Origin of the sequence: Parvibaculum sp. (assembly GCF_045863935.1) — a bacterium.
Classification (GTDB): domain Bacteria; phylum Pseudomonadota; class Alphaproteobacteria; order Parvibaculales; family Parvibaculaceae; genus Parvibaculum.
The window spans coordinates 1-24,422 of record NZ_BTVP01000043.1; the positions used below are offsets into that span (position 1 = coordinate 1).

The 24,422-nt window shown below is 62.0% G+C and carries 19 protein-coding genes; 7 read left to right on the forward strand and 12 right to left on the reverse strand.

What is annotated here, in order from left to right:
- Both ACKUUH_RS14810 and ACKUUH_RS14815 read left to right on the forward strand, forming a co-directional pair.
- Positions 1 to 307: type II toxin-antitoxin system PrlF family antitoxin (locus ACKUUH_RS14810; protein WP_407950678.1), on the forward strand; the 307-nt coding region annotated here is incomplete at its 5' end.
- A 2-nt stretch (positions 308 to 309) separates the two neighbouring features.
- Complete coding sequence (locus ACKUUH_RS14815; protein ID WP_407950679.1) at positions 310 to 801, forward strand: type II toxin-antitoxin system YhaV family toxin; 492 nt, start codon at positions 310 to 312, stop codon at positions 799 to 801.
- A 441-nt stretch (positions 802 to 1,242) separates the two neighbouring features.
- On the opposite strand, the gene ACKUUH_RS14820 is transcribed toward ACKUUH_RS14815, so the two are convergent.
- From ACKUUH_RS14820 to ACKUUH_RS14830, 3 genes are all read right to left on the reverse strand, one after another.
- Positions 1,243 to 2,571: a HipA domain-containing protein gene (locus ACKUUH_RS14820; RefSeq protein WP_407950680.1), complete on the reverse strand. Its 1,329-nt coding sequence runs from the start codon at positions 2,569 to 2,571 to the stop codon at positions 1,243 to 1,245.
- Positions 2,568 to 2,804, reverse strand: coding sequence for a helix-turn-helix transcriptional regulator (locus ACKUUH_RS14825; protein ID WP_407950690.1), 237 nt, complete (start codon positions 2,802 to 2,804; stop codon positions 2,568 to 2,570). Before ACKUUH_RS14825 ends, ACKUUH_RS14820 begins: the two co-directional genes overlap by 4 nt.
- A 471-nt stretch (positions 2,805 to 3,275) precedes the next feature.
- Positions 3,276 to 8,579 (reverse strand): autotransporter-associated beta strand repeat-containing protein, encoded by a 5,304-nt coding sequence (locus ACKUUH_RS14830; protein WP_407950681.1) that lies wholly within the window; start codon positions 8,577 to 8,579, stop codon positions 3,276 to 3,278.
- A gap of 192 nt (positions 8,580 to 8,771) precedes the next feature.
- On the opposite strand from ACKUUH_RS14830, the gene ACKUUH_RS14835 reads away from it, so the two are divergent.
- A complete protein-coding gene (locus ACKUUH_RS14835; RefSeq protein WP_012111247.1) occupies positions 8,772 to 9,404 on the forward strand; it encodes a response regulator transcription factor in 633 nt (210 codons plus the stop codon).
- 4 nt (positions 9,405 to 9,408) lie between these two features.
- On the opposite strand, the gene ACKUUH_RS14840 is transcribed toward ACKUUH_RS14835, so the two are convergent.
- The 4 genes from ACKUUH_RS14840 to ACKUUH_RS14855 are packed head-to-tail and all read right to left on the reverse strand — an operon-like array spanning position 9,409 to position 14,930.
- Positions 9,409 to 11,184 (reverse strand): ATP-binding protein, encoded by a 1,776-nt coding sequence (locus ACKUUH_RS14840; RefSeq protein ID WP_407950682.1) that lies wholly within the window; start codon positions 11,182 to 11,184, stop codon positions 9,409 to 9,411.
- Positions 11,185 to 11,238: 54 nt separating this feature from the next.
- Entirely contained in the window at positions 11,239 to 11,379 is a 141-nt protein-coding gene (locus ACKUUH_RS14845; RefSeq protein WP_168713199.1) for a hypothetical protein, read from the reverse strand.
- On the reverse strand, positions 11,380 to 13,419 hold the full coding sequence (locus tag ACKUUH_RS14850) for a hypothetical protein (RefSeq protein WP_012111249.1): 2,040 nt from the start codon (positions 13,417 to 13,419) through the stop codon (positions 11,380 to 11,382). It abuts the gene before it with no gap.
- Positions 13,416 to 14,930 (reverse strand): hypothetical protein, encoded by a 1,515-nt coding sequence (locus tag ACKUUH_RS14855; protein WP_407950683.1) that lies wholly within the window; start codon positions 14,928 to 14,930, stop codon positions 13,416 to 13,418. The genes ACKUUH_RS14850 and ACKUUH_RS14855 overlap by 4 nt, the downstream gene beginning before the upstream one ends.
- A 266-nt stretch (positions 14,931 to 15,196) precedes the next feature.
- Between ACKUUH_RS14855 and ACKUUH_RS14860 the strand changes: the two genes are divergently transcribed.
- Positions 15,197 to 15,727, forward strand: a complete 531-nt coding sequence (locus ACKUUH_RS14860) for a hypothetical protein (RefSeq protein ID WP_012111251.1) — start codon at positions 15,197 to 15,199, stop codon at positions 15,725 to 15,727.
- Positions 15,728 to 15,733: 6 nt separating this feature from the next.
- Here ACKUUH_RS14860 and ACKUUH_RS14865 read toward each other — a convergent pair whose 3' ends face one another.
- The 5 genes from ACKUUH_RS14865 to ACKUUH_RS14885 all read right to left on the reverse strand — a co-directional run bounded on the left by ACKUUH_RS14865 (position 15,734) and on the right by ACKUUH_RS14885 (position 19,783).
- Positions 15,734 to 16,270, reverse strand: coding sequence for a hypothetical protein (locus ACKUUH_RS14865; protein ID WP_012111252.1), 537 nt, complete (start codon positions 16,268 to 16,270; stop codon positions 15,734 to 15,736).
- The gene (locus ACKUUH_RS14870; protein WP_012111253.1) at positions 16,263 to 16,880 is read right to left on the reverse strand and encodes a hypothetical protein; all 618 of its coding nucleotides are present in this window, start codon (positions 16,878 to 16,880) and stop codon (positions 16,263 to 16,265) included. The genes ACKUUH_RS14865 and ACKUUH_RS14870 overlap by 8 nt, the downstream gene beginning before the upstream one ends.
- A gap of 316 nt (positions 16,881 to 17,196) precedes the next feature.
- Positions 17,197 to 18,357 (reverse strand): hypothetical protein, encoded by a 1,161-nt coding sequence (locus ACKUUH_RS14875; protein WP_407950684.1) that lies wholly within the window; start codon positions 18,355 to 18,357, stop codon positions 17,197 to 17,199.
- A 72-nt stretch (positions 18,358 to 18,429) separates the two neighbouring features.
- The gene (locus ACKUUH_RS14880; protein WP_407950685.1) at positions 18,430 to 19,245 is read right to left on the reverse strand and encodes a hypothetical protein; all 816 of its coding nucleotides are present in this window, start codon (positions 19,243 to 19,245) and stop codon (positions 18,430 to 18,432) included.
- A gap of 16 nt (positions 19,246 to 19,261) precedes the next feature.
- Positions 19,262 to 19,783, reverse strand: coding sequence for a hypothetical protein (locus tag ACKUUH_RS14885; protein ID WP_407950686.1), 522 nt, complete (start codon positions 19,781 to 19,783; stop codon positions 19,262 to 19,264).
- A gap of 344 nt (positions 19,784 to 20,127) precedes the next feature.
- Between ACKUUH_RS14885 and ACKUUH_RS14890 the strand changes: the two genes are divergently transcribed.
- From ACKUUH_RS14890 to ACKUUH_RS14900, 3 genes are all read left to right on the forward strand, one after another.
- Positions 20,128 to 21,747 (forward strand): type I restriction-modification system subunit M, encoded by a 1,620-nt coding sequence (locus ACKUUH_RS14890; RefSeq protein WP_407950687.1) that lies wholly within the window; start codon positions 20,128 to 20,130, stop codon positions 21,745 to 21,747.
- Complete coding sequence (locus tag ACKUUH_RS14895) at positions 21,747 to 22,970, forward strand: restriction endonuclease subunit S (protein WP_407950688.1); 1,224 nt, start codon at positions 21,747 to 21,749, stop codon at positions 22,968 to 22,970. Before ACKUUH_RS14890 ends, ACKUUH_RS14895 begins: the two co-directional genes overlap by 1 nt.
- The coding region (locus ACKUUH_RS14900; RefSeq protein WP_407950689.1) for a type I restriction endonuclease subunit R at positions 22,970 to 24,422 on the forward strand (1,453 nt) is incomplete at its 3' end. The genes ACKUUH_RS14895 and ACKUUH_RS14900, both read left to right, overlap by 1 nt.

Below are 24,422 nucleotides of genomic sequence, written 5' to 3' on the forward strand. Positions count from 1 at the left end.
CACAATTACCGCCAAAGGCCAGACGACCGTTCCCAAAAGCGTCCGGCAGGCTTTGGGCGTGGACTACGGCGGACGCATCACCTTCGTTGTGGACGATCAGCGCCGGGTCTATGTCGAGAGGGTCGCGGAAGAGGCAAGCGATCCGGTCGTGGATCGCTTCCTCGAATTTCTGGCGCAGGACATGAGCAAGCACCCCGGCACATCCGTCGCTGCGCTGCCCGCCAGCCTGCGCGATCGCATGGCCGCGCTTGTCGGGGACATGGACGTCGACCTTGATGCCGGGATTGATGGGGATGTCGCGCTCTAGCCATGATTACGATCAATGGCTGGACCATTCTGGCGCATCCCCTCTTCCTCGATCAGTTGGAAAAGCTGACCGGCTCTGTTGAGGCGTTGAAGGCAAAGAAGCCCGACGAATATCAAAGGAACGCGAGCACGAAGCTCTTGGCAGCATTGAACAAGCTGGTGTTCCAGGTAATCCCGGCCGATCCGGCTGCGACCGTCTATCGGCAAGGCTCGACGCTCGGCGAGGCACACAAGCACTGGTTTCGGGCAAAATTCGGCAATGGTCGTTTCCGCCTATTTTTCCGCTATGACTCGACCGCGAAAATCATCATCTTCGCCTGGGTGAATGATGAAACGACTTTGCGCACCTATGGCGCGAAGACCGATGCCTGCAAGGTTTTCAAAGGGATGCTGGAGGACGGCAACCCGCCCGACGATTGGGCCGCGCTTCGTAAAATCGCGTCCGATCAGGCAGCCGTTGACCGGTTTAAAAAAGCCTCGTCCCAGAAGCCATAATACATGCTGTCGAATGCCGCAGGACTGGGCGTTGCCCTTCGGGCCGGGCTTTTGGCCACGTCGATGGCGCATTTTCGTCATTCGGCTTCAGTCTCGTACCGCAAGAACGGCGGCAGACACTTAGCGGGACGCTCCATCCGGTTCGGGGGCCAGTCTCACGTGACCGGTCGTAATCGTCACGGCGGCACTATGATGAGGATGGGCTTTCCGTCCTCTTCTACGGAGGGGCGGTGCGCGCGAGACGAGGAAAAGCCGGCGTCCGGTCCGCCGCCTTTCGGCAACGGACCCCGTAGTTCGATATATGAGCGGGATAGCAGGCTTAGAGGTATCGGAGGCGATGGATGGAACGAGGTTTATCCCGTTGTCCCATCTCTCTACTGCAGGTAGTGGGACTTGATCAGATTTTCCGGGCCAAGCTTGCAGTTCCAAAGTCTGGTTCGCTTAGCTCTGCAAACGAAATGCACCGCCTCGCCTGAGAAACGCGTCGCGCTCGGGTATTTCTACGGATATGGCGAGCGCGTCGGCAACGAGCGCGATCTGATGGGCGATCATGTCGCCGAGGATCTTCATCTGACCACCCTGGAACGTATCGACATTGCCGGCAATGGCGGTCAGAGTATCCCGAACGCTGTTCAGGACTTCTTCTTCGGCGGATTTGCCGCGGGATCTTATGCCTACCGCCCGCACAAACTCGAAGAATGCGTCTCGCGTAAGTGCCTCCATCTGGCCGGCGGCGCCGACATGCAGGGAGAAGTCGTGATTGGCGCTTCGATCCAGAAGCACGGGCACGACGTCATAAAGCGGCGCGAGCTCGGGCGTGCTTCCACGATAAATGAGAGCGTGGTTCTTGGCATGGTTGTCGGTGTTCCCGACAGCAAGATTCAGAACCGTCATTTGAAGAAAGAGCCGGCGGGCTCTCGCCGGCAGGCGCGTTTGTCCGAGCAGTTTGCCAACAGCGGCAGCATTGAAAATACGTTCGCCTTTTCCGTATCGCTCGTATTTCAGGCCCTTCGGCAGACCCATTGCCTGGCAAAAATCTTCTTGATGAATTCGACTCACGACGCCATTCGTCACGTTACGGTCAAACCGTGTAATGAGAAGGCCGCGCGCATCGTCGATTTCCAGCGGCTCTACTTGAGCAACCTGGTCCGCATAAATCTTCTCCGCAAGGGACATCAGCCGATACTCATAATCGACGAGTACCTCTTCGCCGCGGCGAGGGACCTTCAGAATATGCGTGGTTGGCACGCCGCTTTCACGCGACGGAAGCGCAAAGCTGCCATCGGGGAGCCTGGCAAGCGCAATTTTTCCCTGAACACCCGCCAGCGGCGACGGGTCTTTGGTATCGGGCGGCAAGCGCCGTTCATCGCGCAGCGAGCGCATGATGCCGGCGAGATCCTTTGCGTTCAGAATTTCGTAGTCCCTATCGAGCCTCCCCGGCTTCTTGCCGGGGCCCTCGCCGGCGGGCACGCATGAGATCGCTCCGGGACAGTCCCGTCCGAGATAATAAAGAAGTCCGGCGATATCGGAACGATTGATGTCGTGCTTGGCCATCACCGCTTCGAGTGAGGAATTCTCTTGAAGTAGGTTGTCGAAAAACGCGCGGGCCTCGTTATCTCTGAAAATCTCGCGCTCGAGGGGTAAGGCGAGCGAGAGCGGGCATTTCGCTCCGGAGCCGTAGCGAAATGCGAGCGCGCCTTGTTCGTCGCCGGAGAGGCGTCCGACCGGCTCATCCTCGCCCTCGAAGAAGACATCAATCTCTCGTGTCATGTTCTGGGCTCCAGCCGCACATCGAGACCGAGCTCTACGGCAGCTGCCAATGCCATTTCGATCGAGACCCCGCGCTCACCGTTCTCGAGAGCCGAGATCAAGCGGCGAGATGCGCCGGTGGCTGAGGCGAGCTCAGCCTGAGTAAGCTTCCCGGCCTTGCGACGCCGCCGAATCTCGGCGCCGAATTCCTTAGGCGATGTCACAAAAACTGGAATAGCCATTGTCGTTGCCATGAAATGAGACGAATACGGCTCATATAACAGATGCAGGTCGAAAATCAAGGAAAATGAGACGAATACGGCTCAAAATTATCTGCTAGGCCATGAAACCGTTAATTGAGGCGAATATGGCTCAAAATTTGAGCCAAAGCTTGCCGTTAGCCTCAACTTGTCCGTTATCAGCTGGTCAATTCAATATATTGATTGGCTGGGACAACGGGATAAGCCTTGATGGAACTAAACATTCGTCAGGCCAGTCTCTATGGGAGTGTTGGCCAAACACCGTTGCCGTTGGCTCGCGGCGACTAAATCTGGGTTATTGGGATTGTCGGCGGGGGGAGGGGCAGAACGTCCGCTTTGCGCCAGGAGTGGACTCAGTCACACCTCCTGAAGCAGTAAATGCAGCCTAACAGGCATCCACCTGCAGGGGCCCCGTTATTGTGAGACAATGATTTCCTCGAACGCGCGGTTGCTGATTTTTGCTTTTCAAAAGCGGATGGAAACTTTCGCCTTCAGCCCATGGTCGCGGCTGTCGGAGGCGAATTCACCGCGATAGGAAAACTCGAGCGTCGTTTCCTCGGCGATGAGAAGTTCGACCCCGCCGCCGATGGAGGCGACGTCCTCGGAGAGGGGTGTGCCGCGAACCGAAAAGGTGGTAGCGGGCGAGCTTGCGAAAGAGGCGCGGGAAAGGGGCTCGACATCGCCGAAAACGTGACGCCAGGAGGCTGAGCCGAAAAGGGTGAGGGAGCCCGCCTCGCGCGCGGCGCGCAGACCGAGCTCAGAGATGCCGGTGGTGTTGCTGGAGGAGGCGATGGAAAGCGCCGACGGCCCGCCCGTCTCGGTGAAGGCTTCCGTCTCGACATGAACGACGGCGAGGCCCGCGAAAGGCGTCAGGGTGACGGGACCCGCTGCGAGATCGACGGAAGCCTCACCCGATGCCTGGAAGGTGTGGGCGCCGTAGTCCGCCGAGAGATCGTCGATGACGCCGCCGACGACGACACGGCGGCGGCTTTCGGCCATCTGGTAGCTGTAACCGAGGACGCCCTTCAGGTCCATGGGACCGAGTTCGGTTCCCGCATAGCCCGCGACATGGAAGTTGTCGCTTTCGCCCGAGGAGGCGCGCCCCGAGACGTCAAAGGTGGCATGGCTGTAGCCGAGCGCGATACCGATGCGGCTTGCCTCGCCGATCTCGCGATCAACGCCGCCGAGGAAGCCGGTCGAATTGCGCTCGATGCCCGCCGCCGACACCGACCCGTCCGTCTCGCCCCAGCCGCGGACGAGTTCTCCCCATACCGTATAGCCATGCGGCGTCTCGTCGCCCGCCGCCGGCACATAGCCTTCCGCCGCCGCGAAGCCGCGCGGCGCGCCGAAGCGCGAGAAGAGACGGGAGAAGATCGTCCGCCGGACGATCCCGGCGGAGCTGGAAAAGACGCCGGTCGAGCTTGCATGCGCCTCGCCCGAGAGCGCGTCGAAGGCCGCTTGCGCCTCTTCCTCCGACATGCCGATGATCTCGTCATAGAGGGGGTTACCGGCGCCGAGCGCCTCGGCCGCGGCCGCGACGCCCTGCTGGTTCGGCGTCGACGCCACATCCTCGAAGGCCGCCATCTGCGTGAGGGTGAGGAAGACGTTGGTGGCGTCGTAGGAGACTTCCGGCATGAGGAAGGCGAAGCCCGCCGTGACGCCGTCGAAGACGCCGCTGATGCCGCCATCGGCGGTGAGGATCCGGTAGGTGGTGGAGGGCGCATAGGTGATGCCGTCATCCGTGCCGTTCGCCGGCGCGACCTCGACGACCGCGCCGCTCGCGATCGTCGCCGCGCCCGTCACATGGACGAAATCGGCATTGACGCCCGCGGCGTCGCCGCCGTCATTCACCTCGACCGCGAGGACAGAACCGGCAGAGAAGGCGAGATCGCCCGCGACGGTGAGCGTGCCGATCGAATTGCCCGCCGCGAGCGTCGCGCCGCCGCCGAGCGTGGTGCTGCCGACCGTGCCCGAACCGCCGAGGAAGCCGCCCGAGACGAGAAGGCCGCCCCCGAAGGTGCCGTCGACGACGAGGCTGCCCGACAGCACCTCCAGGCCGCCCGTGAAGGCGCCGCTGATGCCGGAGAGGACGAGGCTCCCCGCGCCGGACTTCACGATGTCGCCGTTGCCGGACAGGACGCCCGCATAGGTGCCGTCCGCCGACTGGTCGAAGAGGAGGCTCGCATTGTTGACGATGTCACCCTGAAGGCTCGACGTGTTGCCCGCGAGCGTACCGCCGGAAACCGTGGTGCCGCCGGTGTAGCCGTTCGCGCCGGTGAGCGTGAGCGTGCCCGCGCCGGTCTTCTCGAGGCTGCCGGTGCCCGAGACCGCGCCCGCATAGGTGCCGTCGCCCGCCTGCGCGAAGACAAGCGCCGCGTCGTTGACGATGTCGCCGGTGAGGCTCGACGTGCTGCCTTCGAGCGTGCCGTGCCGGATCGTCGTACCGCCTGACCAGCTATTCGCGCCGGTCAGGGTCAGAACGCCGGAACCGGACTTCACGAGACTGCCCGTGCCAGATATGACGCCGCCGAACGTGCCGTCGAATGCCTGCGTGAAGGCGAGCGTGGCATTGTTCACGATATCGCCGACGAGGCTCGACGTGCTGCCTTCGAGCGTACCACCGGAAATCGTCGTGCCGCCGGTGTAGCTGTTCGCGCCGGTCAGCGTCAGTTCTCCCGTTCCCGTCTTTTCGAGACCGCCCGTTCCTTCGATCGCGCCCGCGAAGTTCGTGAACGTGTTGCCGCTGCCGACGGTAAGCGTCGCGCCGCCGAGATCGATCGTGCCGCCGGTGCCCGACAACTCGGACATGGAAAGATCGAAATCGTTGAGGTCGAGCGTGCCGCCATCGACCGTATAGGCGCTGCCGTCGACGAAGGCCGACGCGGCGCCCGCGCGCAGCGTGCCGCCCGAAACCGTCGTGCCGCCAGTGTAGCTGTTCGCGCCGGCGAGGGTGAAGGAACCCAGGCCCGTCTTTTCGAGGCTGCCGATACCTGAGATCACGCCCGCAAAATTCGCGTCCGTGTTGCCGCTGCCGACCGCGAGCGCCGCGCTGCCGAGATCGACGGCACCGCCGATGCCGGAGAGCTCGGACATGGAAAGGTCGAAATCGTTGAGGTCGAGCGTGCCACCATTCACTTCGTAGCCGCCGGAGGTGAATGCGCCGACGCGGCCCGCGCGGAGCGTGCCGCCCGAAACGGTGGTGCCGCCGGTATAGGTGTTCTCGCCGGTCAGGATGGTGGTGCCGGAAAGATGAAGCACTTCGCCGGCGCCGGAAACATCGCTGGAGAAGGCATGGTCATCGTCGAGATGATTGAAGACAATCTGACCGGTACCCGCACCAAATTGCAGGCTGGCGGCATTCAGTGTGCCGGCCGCGACGGCGGCATCGCCTTCCGCCGCACCGATATTGAGGGTGCCGGTGGCGCCGGAATGATGCGCGACACGGACTGTGCCGCTGCCGGCCCCTACATTGACAGCGGCTTCGCCGGCAACGGTCAGGACACCAATCGCGCCATTGTACTCGCCGCCAACATAGAGGATGCCGGAATTGTCGAGTTTCGATCCTGTGCCGGTGACAGTCATGGCGCCCTCACCATTCGTGCCTGCGCCGATATAGCCTGTGCTTGTATTCGTCACGGCGCCACCTTCAGACACGATCAGGCGCCCGACGCCCTCATCGCCAATCCGAAGCAAGCTGGTGCTGTTGACCTGCGATCCGGTTCCGGTGACACGGATCGCTCCGTCCGAACCCGAAAGATGCCCGGCAATGACAACATCGGCCGTCACAACGCCGCCATTTTCGACGTTCAGTGTTCCCTCACCGAGCTCTCCGACAAGCACACTGCTGTCGGTGTCGAGCGAGGCTCCCGCACCAGTCACCGTGACTTCACCCACCGTATGGGCCAGATCTCCGATGATGACGTCGTCGGACGACTCCACAGAGCCGCCGTCGAGAGCAAGCGTCCCCTCACGTATGGTGGTGAGGCCCGTATAGGTGCTCCCGCCCGTGAGGGTGAGCATACCGGAGCCGAGCTTCAGGAGGCTTCCCGCGCCCGAGATGATGCCGCCGAAGACCCCGTCGCTGTCCTGATCGACTTCGAGTTCGGCGCTGCCGAGATCGACGGTACCGCTTGCACCGGAAAGTCCGGAGGCGGAAAGATCGAAGTCATTGAGGTCGAGGGTACCGCCGTTCAAGATGTAGGTGCCGGAGACGAGAGCGTCGGCACTGCCGGCACGCAGCGTGCCGCCGGAAACAGTGGTGGTGCCTGTGTAGGTGTTCGCGCCGGTGAGCGAGAGGATGCCCGCGCCGGACTTCACGATACCGAAGCTGCCGCCCGTCTCGCCGATATTGCCGGACTGGGTGGCGGAGCCGGTGGTGACGTTGAGGGTCGCCTGCGCCCGCAAGTCGATGTCGTTCGACAGGTCGATGCCGTCATCATAGTCGAGGGTGCCGCCGGTGACGGTGAGTGCGCCGGTGCCAATGGCATCGTCGTCTTCGAGGCGGAGCGTACCCTCGCCGAGCGTTGTGCCGCCGGAATAGGTGTTCGCGCCGGTCAGCGAGAGGATGCCGGAACCGAGCTTCACCAGACTGCCCGCACCCGCGATGAGGCCATCGAAAACGGAGTCGCCGTCCTGGTCGACTTCGAGTTCGGCGGTCCCCAGATCGACCGTGCCGCCGGTGCCCGAAAGTTCAGTTGCAGTGAGATCGAAATCGTTGAGATCGAGCGTACCGCCATTGACCGTGTAGGCGGCGTTGGAGGAAAGAGCACCCGCCGCGCCCGCGCGCAGAATACCGCCTTCGACCAGGGTGCTTCCCGACCAGCTATTCGATCCGGAGAGGATGGTGGTGCCCGCGAGCTGGTGCACGTCGCCATTACCCGAGATGGACGGAGCGAAGGTGTAATCCGTTTCCGTATGATTGAAGACGAGCGTACCATCGCCATTGCCCAGGGAGATGTTACCCGCTTCGACGCTACCCGCAGCCGCAGCGGCATCTCCTTCCGCCGCGCCGATATTGAGGAAGGCAGTCGAATTCGCCGCATTACCGACGACGACCGTACCGCTGCCGCCATTGACGCGAAGCACGCCGGAGTCCGACAAGGTGACCGAACCATAGGCGGTATCGTTGACGGACTCGCCCGCGATCCGCAGGGAGCTTCCCGAGACGGACCAGAGCGAATTCTCGCCCGTGACGGTGGCATAACCGCTGGAGCCGCTGGCCCGTCCGACATAAGTCGATGAACCGCTATTGACGGTGCCGCCATTCTCGATGGTGAGGTGGCCGGTGGAGCCGTAGTCGCCGAGCATGAAGATATTGGAGGCTGTGAACGTGCCCGTGCCGCTCACCGTCATGGTGCCGGTGCCGCCATTGGCGCCGAGATAGAAACAGCAGCCCGCCGTGAGGCTGCCTCCGTCACCAACGCTTATCGCGCCGCTGCTGCCGTTGCCGTAGCCGACCCATGTCCAGTTCTCGCCGGAGGCCGCCTGCGAGACGGTGGCTGTTTCGGGGCCGGTGATATAGGCATCATTGCCGGTGTTGGAGGGAACGCCGTTCGACCAGTTGGCTGCGTTGTGCCAGTCGCCATCGACGGCGCCCGTCCATGAGGTGTCCGCGCGGGCGGGGGCTGGAAGCAGCGCTAGGCTCGCGCCCGCGAGGAGGGCGGCGATGCCGACGCCGGAGAGAAGACGCCGTGTCAGGTTGCGCCGGAGGATAGCAAGTGGCACAGCCTTGCGCCGCAGACGCATGAAGCGCCAAGTGGTTACACGCATGGTGCGCCGCCCTGTCGCTACCCGATTTCCGCTTGCCACGCCCATGATCGGTCCCCACAGCCCGTCATTGAAGAAAATCACGGGCATAATCAGCGGCGGGCGGGCTGGACGACAGATGTACAGGTGTACAGGTGCCATTAACCACGGCCATGGATAGACTCGCCTCCATGGCGGCATAAGGGGACGGGAAGCTTGAGCGCAGAACGCATCATCGTGGCCGACGACCATCCGGTTTTCCGGATGGGGATGCGCCATATCCTGGCGCGTGTTTCGCCTGGAGCCGCGATCGAGGAGGCAGGCACGTTCGAGGAAGTGCTGACACTGGCGGAGAGCGGCGCGGCGCCGGGCATGTTCGTGCTCGACCTCATTTTTCCGGGGTTTGCCGCAGAGACCTCCATCGCGGCGCTGAGGCGGCGCTTCCCGCGCGCGACACTCGCCATCGTCTCGATGGCGGATGACAGCGAAACCATCGACGTGGTGATGGCGGCGGGCGCGGACGGTTTTGTCGGCAAGGCGGTACCGCCGGACGAGATCGCGGAGGCGATCGGCGCGATCCATGACGGCGAGATCGTGGTGAAGTCCGCGGCTGCGCATCTACCGACGCCCGGCGGCGCAAGGACGGGCGCGGGCGAAAGCGACGTGCAGCTTTCGCCGCGCCAGCGCGAAGTGCTGAAGCTCGTCGCAGCGGGTATGACCAACAAGGAGATCGGGCGCGAACTCGGCATCTCGCCTGTGACAGCGCGGATGCATGTATCGGCGCTGCTTCGGACACTCGGTGTCGCCAGCCGCTCGGCGGCGGCGGGCGTGGCGATGAAACTGCTTTAGCCCGTCAGGACGCCGCGGTCTCGTCCTCCAGCGCTTCATCACCAAGCGCGAAGCCGGTCAGGAGCGCGCGAAGCTCCGCCGGGTGCGCCGGCTTGCGCAGGAGGGGGATGCCGGAGCCAGCAAGACGCTTCAGCGTTTCCGGCTCGGAGCGGCCGGTGAGAATGGCGGCCGGCACTTCCCACCCCTCCATCTCGCGCAGCCGGGCTATGACATCGAGCCCGTCGAGATCGCCGCCGAGATCGAAGTCGCTGACGATGGCGTCGCAGCCGCAGGCCGCCTCCGGCAGACCGGTGAATTCCGCCACTTCGCAGCCCCATCGCTTCAGCAGCGTCGCCGTCGCCGCCAGCACTTCCGCATCGTCATCGACGACGCAGACGCGAAGCCCAGTCAGGGGATGCTGGCGATGAGCGCGCGGCACGGTGGCGGCGCCGGGTTCCGACAAGGGGAGGCCCGAGATGCGCAACGTGGTGCCCCGGCCCGCGGCGGATGCGATTTCCACCTCAAGACCGAGAAGCCCCGCGAGACGGCGGACGATGGCGAGGCCGAGGCCGAGGCCATCCGGCTTGGGCGCGTCCCCGCCTTCGGCGCGATAGAACTCGTCGAAGATGTGGCGGAGATCCTGCTCGGCGATTCCGGGACCGTCATCTGAAATCTCCAGCACGGCGCGGCCTCCCTCGCGGCGGACGACGATCCGCACATTCGATCCGGGCGCATATTTCAGCGCGTTGGAGACGATGTTCTGGATCATGGTGGAGAAGAGGGCGGGATCGGTATTCACCCAGATATCCCTGGTTTCCATTTCGATCGTGCCGCCGCCGTCGCGCGCGGCGTCGGCGTTCTGCCGGATGATGCCGCGCAGAAACTCCTCAAGCGCGAATCGTTCGGGCTGGGGCTCGACGCCGCCGACATCGAGACGCGAAATGTCGAGTAGTGACCCGAGAAGACGGCTCACCGAGCGCGCGGCATCGTCGATGCTCCTCACATGCTGGCGCGCCTCGGTCTCGAGATCGAGATCGCGCAGGCAGGCGGTGAAGAGGCCTATGGCGTGAATGGGCTGGCGCAGGTCGTGGCTGGCATGAGCGAGAAAACGCGACTTGGATAGATTGGCTTCCACCGCCTCGTGCCGCGCCTCTTCCAGCTCCGCGGCCATTTCGGTGATCTCCGCGAGCTTCGCATCGAGTGAGCGGGTGAGATCGACATTGGTGCGCATGAAGCGGAGCATGCGGACGGTGAGGATCGAGAGCACGCCCGCATAGAGCATGATCATGCCGAAGATCGTGGCGCCGAAAAAACCCGGGTCGTGAAAGATGTGCGCGAGGCCGAGCAGCGGTACCGAAGTCCAGAGGCTGACGAAGCAGGAGCGCGGCAGCACATGCTGCGAGGAAACCGCACCGAGCGCGGTGCCGCCGAGCGCCAGCGAATAGACGAGCAGATGGTGGAAATCGCCGGTGGCCGCACCGAAAGCGCCGAGCCCCCAGGTGATGCCGACAAGTGTGGTGAGCCCGGTATGGGCGAGGCCATAGGGATGGGCTTCGCCCTCATCCGCCGGGCGGCGATGCGTGTAGTACCAGGCAAGCGCCGCGAGGCCCCCGGAGAAGGCGCACATGGCGGCGTACCAGACGAAAGGCCAGACCTCGCCCGGCCAGACATAGACGAGCAGCGCCATCACCGCGGTGACGACGCCGATATGGACGAGCCAAGCCTGGAAACTCAGATCGAAAAGATAGTCTAGCTGCCATTTCTCGGCGTGGCTCGCGGCGCGAAACCGCTCCATGATCATGCGCCCCCCTTTTCGTCGCGCGACCGTTATCCCAGCCCGCGCGACAGCGGCATGTCAACCACGACGGAATAGGTCCAAGCTCTGCGCGCAGGCGTCTGCGGGATCGTAGCCATGGCCGCCGGGCCGCGCCGCCGCCTCGCCTGCCGCGAGGGAGAGAAGGATAACGAAGGCAAAACCGGCGGCGCGAGCGCGCATCTACTCCTCCCTCAGTTCGAGCCAGGCAAGTGCTTCTTCCTTGAAGAGTGCTTTCGGGTCGTAGCTCTCCGCCTCGATAACCGTCACCATGATGGGGCTCGACCGGTTCTCCCACCAGCCGCGCGACACGCTTTTCGTCCAGTTAGACCAGTCATCGTCGCTGCAATCGTCCGGGCGGGAGAGGGTGATCTTCAGCCCCGCCTCGTCGCCCGGTGCGATTGCCTTGGCGAAACGCAGGGGCATCGGCTTGCCGGCGCAGCTGCCGTTCACCGTGAATGTCACTTCGCGGATCAGCAGGTCGCCCGCATTGCTCATCACGAAAAGAATTTCCGTGCGGTCCTTGTCGACATTCGTCGCCTCGACGACCCGCACCGCCGTCGCCTTTTCGTCGACGCCGCCAAGCGTGTCGAGAAAAGACTTGCCGAGCGGCGTTTCCTCCAGCGCCAGATAGGCGTCGATCGACGCGTCGGCGGCGGGCCGGGCAAGGGGCCCCGCCACGTAGGAGAGATAATAGGCCACCGGCCTTTCCATCGGCAGATAGGCGAAGAGGAAAGCGCCCGAGGCGATGACAAGCGCGTTCATGACCCATGAACGCCGCTGGCGGCGCAGCGTATGGAAAAGCTTGAGCCCCAGCGCGAAAGCCGCGCCCGCGAGCAGCGCGAAGAGAAGCGCGGGCGGCGGCGCCACCATCGCGTGCAGCACGGTCGCGACGAAGGCGGTCGCAACGAGCGTGAAGACCAGGCTGCCGCCATTGCTGAAGAACCACCCCGCCAGCGCCGCCACGAACAGGCCGCCCGCAAAGGCCACCGGCGGCAGCACATCGAAGGCGAGGAAGCCATAGGCCGCGAATACGAGAAGAAAGAAGAGGCCGGCCGCGACCTGCCACCACTGGATCGGATTGTCATCCACCTCGTAGAGCTCGGTCGTGCGTCGCGCCGCCGGAAAATCTTTTTCATGGCGATGCCAGAAATAGCCGGCCAGCGCGGCAAGTCCGAAAAAGACCGCAGTGCCGATGGCGAGCGGCACGGTCTCGGCGCGGTCCATGTTGGGGCCGATATAGTTTGCGAGGCCACCCGCCAGCGTGGCCAGAACCGTCAGCCCCGCAACGATGCCGAACCAGAAGCAGCCGGCCTCCGACCTCCACTGCCGCGGCGTCGCCCATGCGGCGAGACTGCGGCCGGTAAGAAACCTGACGCCCAGCATCAGCGCCGCTGCAAGAACATGTGCAGCTCCGGCAATCGCCCCGAAGTTCGGTGCGATGCCTTCATGTCCGATCAGCGCCGCAACCGCCGCCACCGGTGCGGTGAGCACCGTCGCCAGCAGGAGCCAGAAGAAGAAAACCGCCGTCCAGCCGGGCGCTGTCTCGTCTTCCCCTTGCCGGCGCAGGCGCTCCCGAAAGGAGAGTGTGACCTGCGGCTTCGCCGTTGCGGGTGCAGCCTCCGCCTTCGGTGCAGCGGCGGCGGGAGCGGGCGTGTTCGGCGCCGCAGGCTTTGCTTCTTTCTGCTTCGCCGTTCGGAAAGCGTTTTGATATTCGATCAGTTCCGCATCCAGGATCACGTCCTCGATGCCGGTTGCGGCGTCATGCTCCATCTTCCGCCAGGTCGCATAGCCCGGAAAGTGATGCGAGAGATCGTCGTACACCGCAACGAGATCGTCCTGCGTCGCAGCCGAGGGGGCGAGGTGATCGTGCCAGGGGGCGAAGAAGGCGGCATAGGCCCCGCCCGGAATCTCCGTGTCGAAGCCTTCGAGCCAGGCTTTCATGTGCAGCGGCAGAAGATGTGTCAGCTCGTAGTCGAGCATGGCGAGCGTCAGCAGGCGAAGCTGCTTCGAAACTGCCTCCTCCGCCACGCCACGCTTGCGCATCGACGCGCCGACATCGGCCAGCAGCTTCTCGCGCAGCTCATGAAGATTGCGCCAGTCCGTTTCGCTCCAGTTCAACGCTTCCGGATTGAGTTTTTCATAGCGTGGGGCGATGCGTGCGACATGGTTCAACGCTGCGGAGTAGTCGGCGGATGTGATCTGCATGCTGGCGCCGCTCATGGTGCGCAGATCCGTTCGCCATTTACCTCACAGGGATATTTGAACACATACCCAGATGGTTTATAGGACGTGCCGGAGCTACTACTGATGTAGTTTCCACCCGTATCGGCATAAGCATTGGCGTTGTATCCGCCATAGGTCTGCTGCACCATTTGGTTGATGCTCGCGGTAATGCCGTTCCAGCCGCCGTCGCTTTCGCCATAGGGACGATGGACATCCCGGTAGCGCGCCCGCGCTTTCGCCTCGCGCCGCGCGCGCTCCTCGTCGCGGCGTTCGGCTTCCCGGGCCGCCTCGCGTTCTTCCTCGGCGCGTTTTTCCGCGCGGCGCTCTGCCTCGCGGCGCTCTTCCTCCTTGATCTCGTATTCGATCCGCTGTGCCTCGCGCCCGTCGTCGCGAAGCTGTGCAAGCCGCAATTCGCGCGTCCTGAACAGGGCTTTTGTTTGCTCGAGCCAGCTCTCGTAGCCCGATGCGCCGCCGCCGGGCTGCGGCGGCAGCTCCTGCATCTGGTTGCGGAGCCGGCCGTCTATGCCGCCGACGGCATTGGCATAGATGCGCAGCTTGATGTCGCGCGCGAGGCCGGTGCCCAGATATTTCTCCGGCAGGTTCGCGGGCGTCAGCCGCTCGAACATGGAGACGAGCTTCCTGTTCACCTCCTGTGGGCTGTGCTCCGCTTCGTAGTTCGCAAGCGCCACCCTGATCTCGTCCACCGGCAGGCCGAACGTGTCGTCGAGCAGCAGGAGCTGGCTCTCCACCGCCTCGCGCAACGGCGCGTTGTATCGGTCGACGTTCTTGTCGTGCCAGTAGGTCTGCAGGTCGAACGTATTCACCTTCGCCTGCACGATGGCCGCCCCGATGGGCTTCACGCCGGCCTTCACGATGGCCTTGGCGGTCTCGCCGTCCACAAGGTTGCCATTGCCGTCCCGGATGAACCCGCCCCAGTCATAGCTGCCGGCCACGTTGAAGCTCGACTCGTTGCCGGCCCGGGCCGGCACGCCCACCGTGTCGGTGATGGTGTAGGTCCGTCCTTCATGCTCGAAGGCGATGGCGATATGCACGTCATAGAGGTCGAGTTTCGCATTGGCGGCCGGGTCGAGCCCCGCGACAAGGCCGGGATCGGCTTTCGCATAGCCGGCGGGCAGCATCCCTTCGAGGCTTTTCGGCGTCCAGTTGATCGCCATTTCGACCAGCGGCTGGCCCGCCAGCATGCCGACCCGCCAGCCGAGATTGGCGTTGATGCCGGTGGTAACGGGGTCCCCCGCATTCGCCCCCTGCCAGCCGGGATTGGCATTGGCGCCGGTGGAAACGGCGGTCCCGCGGCAGGCCGCTTCGAAGGAGGCGGGCTGACAGCCTGTTACACCGGTGATGCTGCCGTTGTTCTCGCGCGCGTCGAGAAAGTCACGGAAGTTTTCGAGGTCGGGATTGGCCGAGGCGGGAGCGCAGAAGAGGAGCGCAGCCAGAAACGCGCCGGCATGCCTGTGATGGAGTCCCCCGCCCCTGATGAGGATCGGCATGCATGTCTCCATGAGCGGCCGCGGCCGGTGAACGATGGAAAACGACTGTCAGCAAACTGATGTTCGTGCGAACTGGAGGCATCGACAAGAAGTTTCAAGCGGCACTTCAACGGGAATCGTCATTCGACGGATTTTTTTGTCTCTCGCCGCCTTCCTTGTTGGCAGGTCTCTTTCACCTCACTAATCTGGATCGTTTGCGTCAACTTTCCGCCGCGTCTTTGAAGCGCCGGAAGCTGTCCGATCTGTATCGAACGGGGAATCAATCCATGTTGGTTTTGTTCCGGACCTGTCTTCTTCTAGCACTCGCCGCCGGATCGTTTTTTCTCCCGGTCGTGCAGGCTTTCGCGGCGTTTCCCTGCGAGGACGATGAGGTGGAGAGGTTGACCATTCCGTCTCCGGCAGGCTGGACGAAGGGCGAGCCCACGCGCAGCCTCACACGACACGATGAAGGCTGGGCCAAACAGGCGCTCGGGCTCGACTGGCGGCTTCTGCGGACAGAGGAGTTCGCTTTTGTCGCCGTGCCCGCCGCGCGAAAGACCCCGCTTTTCTTTATCCAGCGTTGGGATCCGGAATGGTGCGGCTCCGGCGGCTGCACCATGACGCTTTACGATTGCACGGTAGAGGAGGGCGAGGCTGGCAAATGCAAGACGGTCTGGTCGGGCTGGAAGGAAGAGGTTCGGTTTCCGGGAACGGGGGAGACGGATCATCCCGATTTCATTACCGGCGGAACCGATCTTTTCACATGGGCGGACGGCGGATACAGGGCCGTCTGCAACGTGACGGTGCTCGCGGAATAGGTGCGCTCAGGAACAGCCTTCGATGAGGAAGATCGCTTCGCCGCCCGCGTGGATGCGGAAGACCATCGCGGCGCCGGGGGCGATGAAGGGGCCGGGATCGTCCGTCATGGTTTCGTAGCGGATGCCGCGCTTCGCTGTCTCGTCCCAGGATGTGAAATATTCGCCTTTCACATATTCATGGGCTTCGATCTCCAGTTCCTCGCCATAGCTGTCCATGATCCTGCTCGCCGGATCGCCGAGGCGGATGCCCTTGTCGGTTGCGACGGCGCTCGGTCCCTCATAAAGCGAGATACGCACGATCCGTCCGTTCTGCACCATGTAGCGCAGCTTGTCCTCACCGGCCGGTGCAGCGAGATGGTGGCAGGCGGCATCGGGCATTCCTTCGCCGTCATTTTGCAGGCGCAGCCCAAGCGCTTGCGACGCCTCGTCGGACGACATGCCGATGGTCACCGGCCCATATCCGTTCGGCGACAGGGCCCAATCAGAGGCGAGAGCGGGCGCGGCGCAAAGGATGGCGGCGGCAAGGGCCGCGGTTCTATTCATCCGTGCTTGTCCGCTTCGACATCTCCGCCGCGCGCTCCCAGACATAGGCCAGCGCCGCGTCCGGCACATGGAATGTGGCATAGGCATAGCCCGTGCCTTCGTAATGATGCGCGATGAAGGGGCCCCGGTAGTTCAGCCAGTCACCATAGTTTCCCATCCGGTAGGGAAGGTTTTTGGGAAGAAGCGCCTCGGGCGGCAGGACGACGGAATGGCGATAGGCGAGGGGCGGGCCGTCGGCATCGATCTGCACCATGTCCGTCTCGATGCAGGGCGTTTCTTCCCCGGCCATGCAGCCGTTAAATGAAATCCGGTTCGGCTTGCTGTCCTCGCGGCCGCCGTGGGGATTGCGGATCGCCAGGTCGCGGGAACAGAAACCCGACCCGGCATCTGCCTCGATCGACGCATCGAGATAGACCGGCTCTCCATTATGTGCCGCCGCGAAAGCAAGCAGCGCGAGGATGGCGTCCGTTTCTCCTTCCGTGTCCGTTCGGTCGTCGTTGAAGCAGGAGAGCCGGAAGCTCACGGCGGGCAGAGGTTCGACCGCGAAAGCAGGCAGCGTGTGCAGCGACAAAGAAAACGTGAAGAGGACTGCTAGGACAGCGCACCGCATGACACTTACTTCCTGATAACGGCGCGCGCGTTTGAAGGCGCGCACTGCCATTCTGCTTTTGAAGTCTACGTCCAATCTGATCATTCACGGGAACCGTTTCTCACAAACTGGCGTGGAATCTTCTCATTCTTTCTACAATCAGCTTCATGACAATCTGAGCTAAAGCCAAACCCTTCCAGGTGGGCAATTACCTGTCGTCCGCTTTGCGCCAGGAGCGGACTTTCCCAGCTGCTTTCTGGAGTTGCCTCACCACAACAGACAGATCGTCCGAGTTCCTCGAGGATATGATCGCCGATTCAGTCGCCGAACCAACCGGCTAGGACGCGGGGCGGGACACCCGAACGCGGCTCCTCCCGCGTTCGGCCGGCCGCCGCGTCGCGGTGAGCAGTGCTTCCTCTGCGCCTTTCTGGGGACCGATAAAATCCATACGATCGACAATGTGGGCGCCGAAAGCGTTCGGATCGTCGACAGATGGCGTCGGTATGTCGTATGTGAGTGGGAGGAACGCTGTTAGCGCGATCCGGTAGAGCGGCGCGGCGAACTCGAAGATGGTCCGCTGTGGTATATCAAGAAAGAGACTGCCGCGCTCGACCGGGTTGCCGTGGATGAACTCGTTTCTGCACTCGTGGAGCATCTGGTAGAGCCAGGAGGCTAGTGTTCGCTTCACCGGTTTAGTCTTGCCACCGGTGTCGTAGGCGAGCTGGCCGCTCGCTGGGATTGCCCATTGCGTGCGCTCGATCATCTCGAACACCTTGTCTCGGGTGGCCTGCCCGCTGCCGCCAGGGTGCACGAGGATTTCGAAGGCGCTGACCCACAGTGAGACGATCCGGCCGACGTCGTAGAACGTCGTGTCCGTCCCTGCCGGCAAAAGCGAGGCGTGATACGCCATGTTGAGCGAGCGCATCAGCGCAACATCCTTCCACGCGGGCTCTGCGGCTTCATAGCGCCGAAGCCAGAGCGCCATGAGTGCGGCAAGGAGCGGTTGGTCGATGTCGTTTTCGTAGAGAGTCGTGCGAAACAAGGCGGGCGACGACTGGCCTTTGAAGCTGGTGACCTCGTGCGTACCGAGGATGGCTGGGGTGTTACCGATCACGTACTCATAATGTCGGTCTAGCATCCAGGGGTATATCGCGAAGGCTTCCCCGAAGCGGACGCGATGCCCGCGGGGATGTCGAAGCTCAAGCGCACGCCCGTGGGTGATCGCTGATAGCGCGATGAGGTCACGGAAGCTTGCCAACGCCGCTACGTCGCGAAAGCGCGACGAGGCGGCTGTGTTGAGTATTAGGACGGCGGGCTCGAACTTCTCTCCGAAATTGTCGCTGAAGCGGCTGAGGAACTGCCTAAACGTGGGATGCTCTCGCTTAAGGGCTACGATACGACGGTCGTCCGTGGGGGTGACCGCTGCGATGTCGCAACCGATTGCAGTTTCCAACGGAATATTCGGTAGGACGAATACTGGCGTCCAATCAACGGTCATCGATTATTCCTGATTTCGACAGCAAGTGCCTGCTGGAATTAAGAAAATTTGGTTGGAACTGTAGCAGTCGTCTCAGTGGTTGCGTTCACCGGTGATGTCCTGGGCGACGATGATCCCGGCCTCGGCAAAGAAATCCTTCAGGCCTTGGTATATCGCCCGGTAGTGCGGCGACCTGACGACCTTCGGCGAGAACAACAGACCGAACTCCGAGACCTCCTCCTTGCCATTCGTCCGAACGAAGAGCGGCGAGAGCAACGCGAGCAGGGTGCGAGCACTCTCCCAGTTCTGTTTCGCGCCCCGTGTGTGCTGGTTCATCGCCCATCGCATGGAGCCGACAACTACATCGATCAGGGATGTGAAGTGGGATTGTCCAATGGCCGAATAATGCAAGCCGAGGATATTGGAGAGCCGTATCTCTTTCGAATAAGGCATTCCTGTTACACCGACGGAAAACTTCTCCTGCAGGTGGGCATTGATCTCGTTGCCCTCATCGTTGAATCTGTCGATCAGCACAAGGCCTTTTGACTTCAATTCCGCAAGGCAGCGGTCGAAATGGTAGCAAACCGTATTGATGCCGTTACGGCGCGCCTCGTCCATACTCACGCAGATGTCGTGCAAGATCATATATGAGAGCAATCCTACGTCGTATGCGACGGCAGCCTCGATTATCTGTTGCTTAACCTCCCTGAACTGCGCGTGGTCGAGGTTGTCTGGACGGGGGTTGAATTTGAGCCTGAAGTCGCGCGGGATACCTGCATTGTTCCTGATCTTCTCTATTGCCGCCGAAAGTTCAGGCGCAGCATCCGCCGAAATCATCAGCCCAGCGTAGACCAGAAAATCGCGTGGGCGCTCATCAATGTTGCTTTCATCACAGTAAAGAAGATGCATCGACGCGGCCCTGCGTTCAATTGACAACAGCGAAGTGGAACTTGTACTCGATGTCGATTGCTTCAAGCTTGGCTAAGCGAGGGTCGAAATAGTCGATGCGGATTGTGAAGAGGTCAACCAAGTCGTCAAGAGTACGCTTCTTGAATGGAAGTTCGAAGGAGAGGGGGGCTTTGCCCGACGGATCCAATGATATTTCCGTCCTGTAGATGAGTTGGTTCTTCCGATTTACGAACCAATTATCCGGATAAATCGATCCCTTCAGACTTCTCTCGAATTCAATTACTTGGGTTTTTACTTCTATGTGACGTACCACTACAGGGTACCTACGCCGGTTCCAAATCTCTATGTCGAGCGTAGCACCGTAGTAGCCCTCTATCTTTCCGCCCGAAAATCCGTGCGATGTAACCAGCGCAATTGGTTTCCAGCCAAAGTTCTGGCGATAGCCAAACATCAACGAGACTGATGCGACCAAAATGCTCGAAAGCGTCAACATTGAATATGCGACCAGCTGCGCGAGCTGGATTGCTACCTGATCCAAGGATGTCCCACTAGAGTATGACCAAGATCAAAATTTCGACACGCGAACCCTGTTTATCTTAGCACTCTAGGATTTAGCGTCCCAATGATTGACTCCCATATCTCGACAACCCGTTCTAAATGACCGCTTCTGGCGCAAAGTGGCCATCCAGAGGGTCGCCACCGGCCTTCGGATCCTCCCTCACGTCCCGTCCAAATCCCTCGTCAAAGCCCGTGCCCGCCACACGGGCTTTTGGTTGTTCAGACTTGCCGTATCATTCGCTAAAGTCTCGGATTCGGGGGAGGGGGATGGTCGCCTGGCGGCCAGCCAGGCCGTTCTCCGTTCGACAAGCGAAAAGAGGAAGAATGTCCAGCGGACAGCCGAAAACGCGCGGGCCGAAGGCGAAAAAACCCGCCACGGCGAAGCAGGCGAAGGAAAACAAGGGCGATCTCGGGTTCGAGGCGGAGCTCTTCAAGGCCGCCGACAAGCTGCGCGGCAACATGGAGCCGTCAGACTACAAGCATGTCGCGCTCGGCCTGATCTTCCTCAAGCACATCTCCGACAGTTTCGAGGCGAAGCGCGCCGAGCTGCTGGCCGACTATCCGGAGGATGCCGAAGACCCGGATGCCTATGCCGCCGAGAACATCTTCTGGGTGCCCAAGGAGGCACGGTGGTCGCATCTCCAGGCGAATGCGAAGCAGTCCGGCATCGGCAAGTTGATCGACGAGGCGATGATCGCCATCGAAAAGCGCAACGAAAGCCTGAAAGGCGTTCTCCCGAAGGAATATGCGCGCCCCGCGCTCAACGCCGTCATGCTGGGCGAACTGATCGACCTTATCTCAGGGATAGCTCTGGGGCAGGAGAGGGGACAGTCGCGCGATGTCCTCGGCCGTGTCTATGAATATTTCCTCGGCCAGTTCGCGGGCTCGGAGGGAAAGCGCGGCGGCGAGTTTTACACGCCACGCTCCGTCGTTCGCACCATGGTCGAGATGCTCGAGCCTTACAAGGGCCGTGTATACGATCCCTGCTGCGGCTCGGGCGGCATGTTCGTGCAATCGGAAAAATTCGCCGAGGAGCATGAGGGCAGAATAGGGGACATCGCCGTCTACGGGCAGGAGTCGAACTACACGACCTGGCGGCTCTGCAAGATGAACCTCGCCGTGCGCGGCATCGATGCGGACATCCGCTGGAACAGCGATGGTAGCTTCCACAAAGACGAGCTGCGCGACCTTCGCGCGGACTACATCCTCGCCAATCCCCCCTTCAACATTTCGGACTGGGGCGGCGACCGCCTGCGCGAGGATGTGCGCTGGAAATACGGTGTGCCGCCGGCAGGCAACGCCAACTTTGCTTGGGTGCAGCACATCGTCCATCATCTCTCGCCGTCCGGCACGGCCGGTGTGGTGCTCGCCAATGGCTCCATGTCGTCGACGCAGTCCGGCGAGGGCGAGATCCGCCGCGCGCTGATCGAGGGCGTGGAGGGCAAGCCCGGCGTGGTCGATTGCATGGTGGCGCTGCCCGGCCAGCTCTTCTATTCGACGCAGATTCCCGTCTGCCTCTGGTTCCTCGCCCGCGATCGCTCCAACGGTATTGCGCGCGATGTGAAGCTGCGCGACCGGCGAAACGAAATCCTCTTCATCGATGCTCGCAAGCTCGGCCATATGGTGGACCGTACACGGAAGGAATTCTCCGACGAAGACATCGACCGCATCACCCGCGCATACCATGCCTGGCGCGGCGAGGCGCGGGCAGGGGCTTACGAGGATGTGCCGGGCTTCTGCAAATCGGCCACGCTGGAAGATATCCGGGGTCACGGCCATGTGCTGACGCCGGGGCGTTATGTCGGCGCGGCGGAGACGGAGGAAGACGACGTTCCGTTCGAGGAGCGCTTTGCGGCACTTCAGGAAAAGCTCGAAACCCACTTCGAGGAGGCCGACCGATTGACAGCGGCCATACGAGCCAGCCTGAGAGGCGTAGCCGTGTAATGGGGCAGTGGCATCGAAGGACAATTGGCGATCTTGTCACCCTACAGCGAGGAATTGATCTGCCCACTGCACAACGTCGGCCTGGATCGGTTCCAGTTATGGGGTCGTTTGGAATCACGGGCTGGCATGACGAGGCCGCCTGCAAAGGACCTGGTGTAATTGTAGGCCGAAGTGGAGCGTCTGCGGGCGTTGTTTCTTACATCGACCGGGACTACTGGCCGCTAAACACGTGCCTTTACGTTAGAGACTTCAAAGGCAATCACCCCCGGTTTGCGTATTATTTTCTCAAGACGTTCGATTTGGCTGGTCTAAACTCTGGAAGTGCTCAACCGTCACTTAATCGAAACTTTGTTCATCCAGTTCCCGCTGTATTTCCAGATCCTGCGGAGCAATCTGTAATTGCATCTGTGCTCGGGGCTCTTGACGACAAGATCGAATTGAACCGGCGGATGAACGAGACGCTGGAGGCGATGGCGCGGGCGATCTTCAAGGATTGGTTCGTCGATTTCGGTCCGACCCGCGCGAAGATAGAAGGCCGCGCGCCTTACCTCGCGCCGGACATTTGGTCTCTCTTCCCCGACCGCCTTGATTACGAAGGCAAGCCGGAGGGATGGGGCGAGTCCACTATCGGACAGGAGGTTGATGTCGTTGGTGGGTCAACCCCCAGCACCAAGGAGACCGCCTTCTGGAATGGCGACATTTCATGGGCAACACCCAAAGACCTTTCTTCGTTGAGCACTCCGGTGCTACTGGGCACAGAGCGCCAGATCACCGACGCTGGACTCGGGCAGATCAGCTCCGGCTTGCTTCCAGTGGGAACTGTGCTTCTATCTTCGCGCGCGCCGATCGGCTACTTGGCGATTGCTCAGATACCTACAGCGGTGAACCAAGGGTTCATTGCGATGATCTGCAAGAAGAGACTCTCGAACGTCTTCGTCTGGTTATGGACGCTGGCCAATATGGAAACGGTTCATCAAAACGCCAACGGATCGACATTCCAGGAAATCAGCAAGGCGAACTTTCGACCGATTGAAGTAACCGTTGCTACACCTGGGCTACTTCAAGCCTTCGACGCAACCGCCGTTCCTTTATTTGACCGGATCGTATCCAACGAAAAAGAAACTCTCACACTCGCTGCCACCCGCGATCTCCTTCTCCCCAAGCTCATGTCAGGCGAAATCCGCGTGAAGGATGCAGAGACACTTGTCGGTGAGGTTGCCTGATGGCCTTCATCTCCGAAGCAGAGGTTGAAGACCTGCTGCTCGGGCAGTTGCGCTCGCTCGGCTATGCCGTCGCCTTCGAGACCGACATAGGCCCCGACGGCAAGACGCCCGAGCGCGAGGCCTTTGCAGATGTGCTGCTGCTGAAGCGTCTCACCGCCGCCATCGAGAGATTGAACCCCGCCATACCCGCCGAGGCGCGGAGCGATGCGCTGCGCAAACTCGTCGCCACCGAAAAGCCTTCCCTCGTAGAGGAAAACCGGCGTCTCCACAGGCAGATGGTCGAGGGCGTCGATGTCGAGTTTTACGGCGAGGACGGAACGATCCGCGGCGACAAGGTGCGCCTCATCGATTTCGACGACCCCTCTGCGAACGATTTTCTGGCGACCGGCCAGTTCACGGTGGTGGAGGGTGGCGTCAACCGCAGGCCCGACATTGTCGTCTTCGTCAATGGGTTGCCGCTCGGCGTCATCGAACTGAAGGCGCCCGGCGGCGAGAGCGCCACGCTCACCGGCGCGCATAACCAGCTTCAGACCTACAAGACCCAAATCCCCTCGCTCTTCCGAACCAACGCCGTTCTCGTCATCTCGGACGGACTGACCGCGCGGGTCGGCTCGCTCACCGCCGACCGTGAGCGCTTCATGCCCTGGCGCACGACGGATGGCGAGGTCGTCGCGGCAAAGGGCGAGCCTGAACTGCAGGTTTTGATCGAAGGCATCTTCGAGCCCCGCCGCCTTCTCGACCTGTTGCGCGACTTCACGGTCTTCGGCGAAACGGGATCGGACGTCGCGAAGATCATTGCAGGCTATCACCAGTTCCATGCGGTGAAGCGCGCGGTCGCCTCGACGTTGCGTGCGCTCGCGCTCAACAAGGAGGGTGAGGCGAGGGCGCCGGGTTTCGCTGAGGACCCGGCGACGTTCGGCCTGCCGGGTGTCGGGTCCTATCAGAAGGGCGACAAGCGCATCGGCGTCATCTGGCATACACAAGGGTCGGGCAAGAGCCTTCTGATGGCCTTTTATGCCGGGCAGCTTGTGCGTCATCCCGAACTCGAAAATCCGACCATCGTCGTCATCACCGACCGCAACGATCTCGACGACCAGCTTTTCGCGACCTTCTCGATGTGCCGCGATCTGATCCACCAGACGCCGGTTCAGGCCGAGAGCCGCGAGGATCTGCAGGCCGCGCTGAGCCGCGCCTCGGGCGGTGTGGTCTTCATCACCATCCAGAAATTCTCGCCGCTGACGGGCGCGGCGGACTATCCGGTCCTCTCCGAACGGCGGAACATCGTCGTCATTGCCGACGAGGCACATCGCAGCCAGTATGGCTTTCGCGCGCGCATCGAGCGCAAGACAGGCGACATGGCCTATGGCTTCGCGAAATATCTGCGCGATGCGCTGCCTAATGCCTCCTTCATCGGCTTCACGGGAACGCCCATCGAAAAGGACGACGTGAACA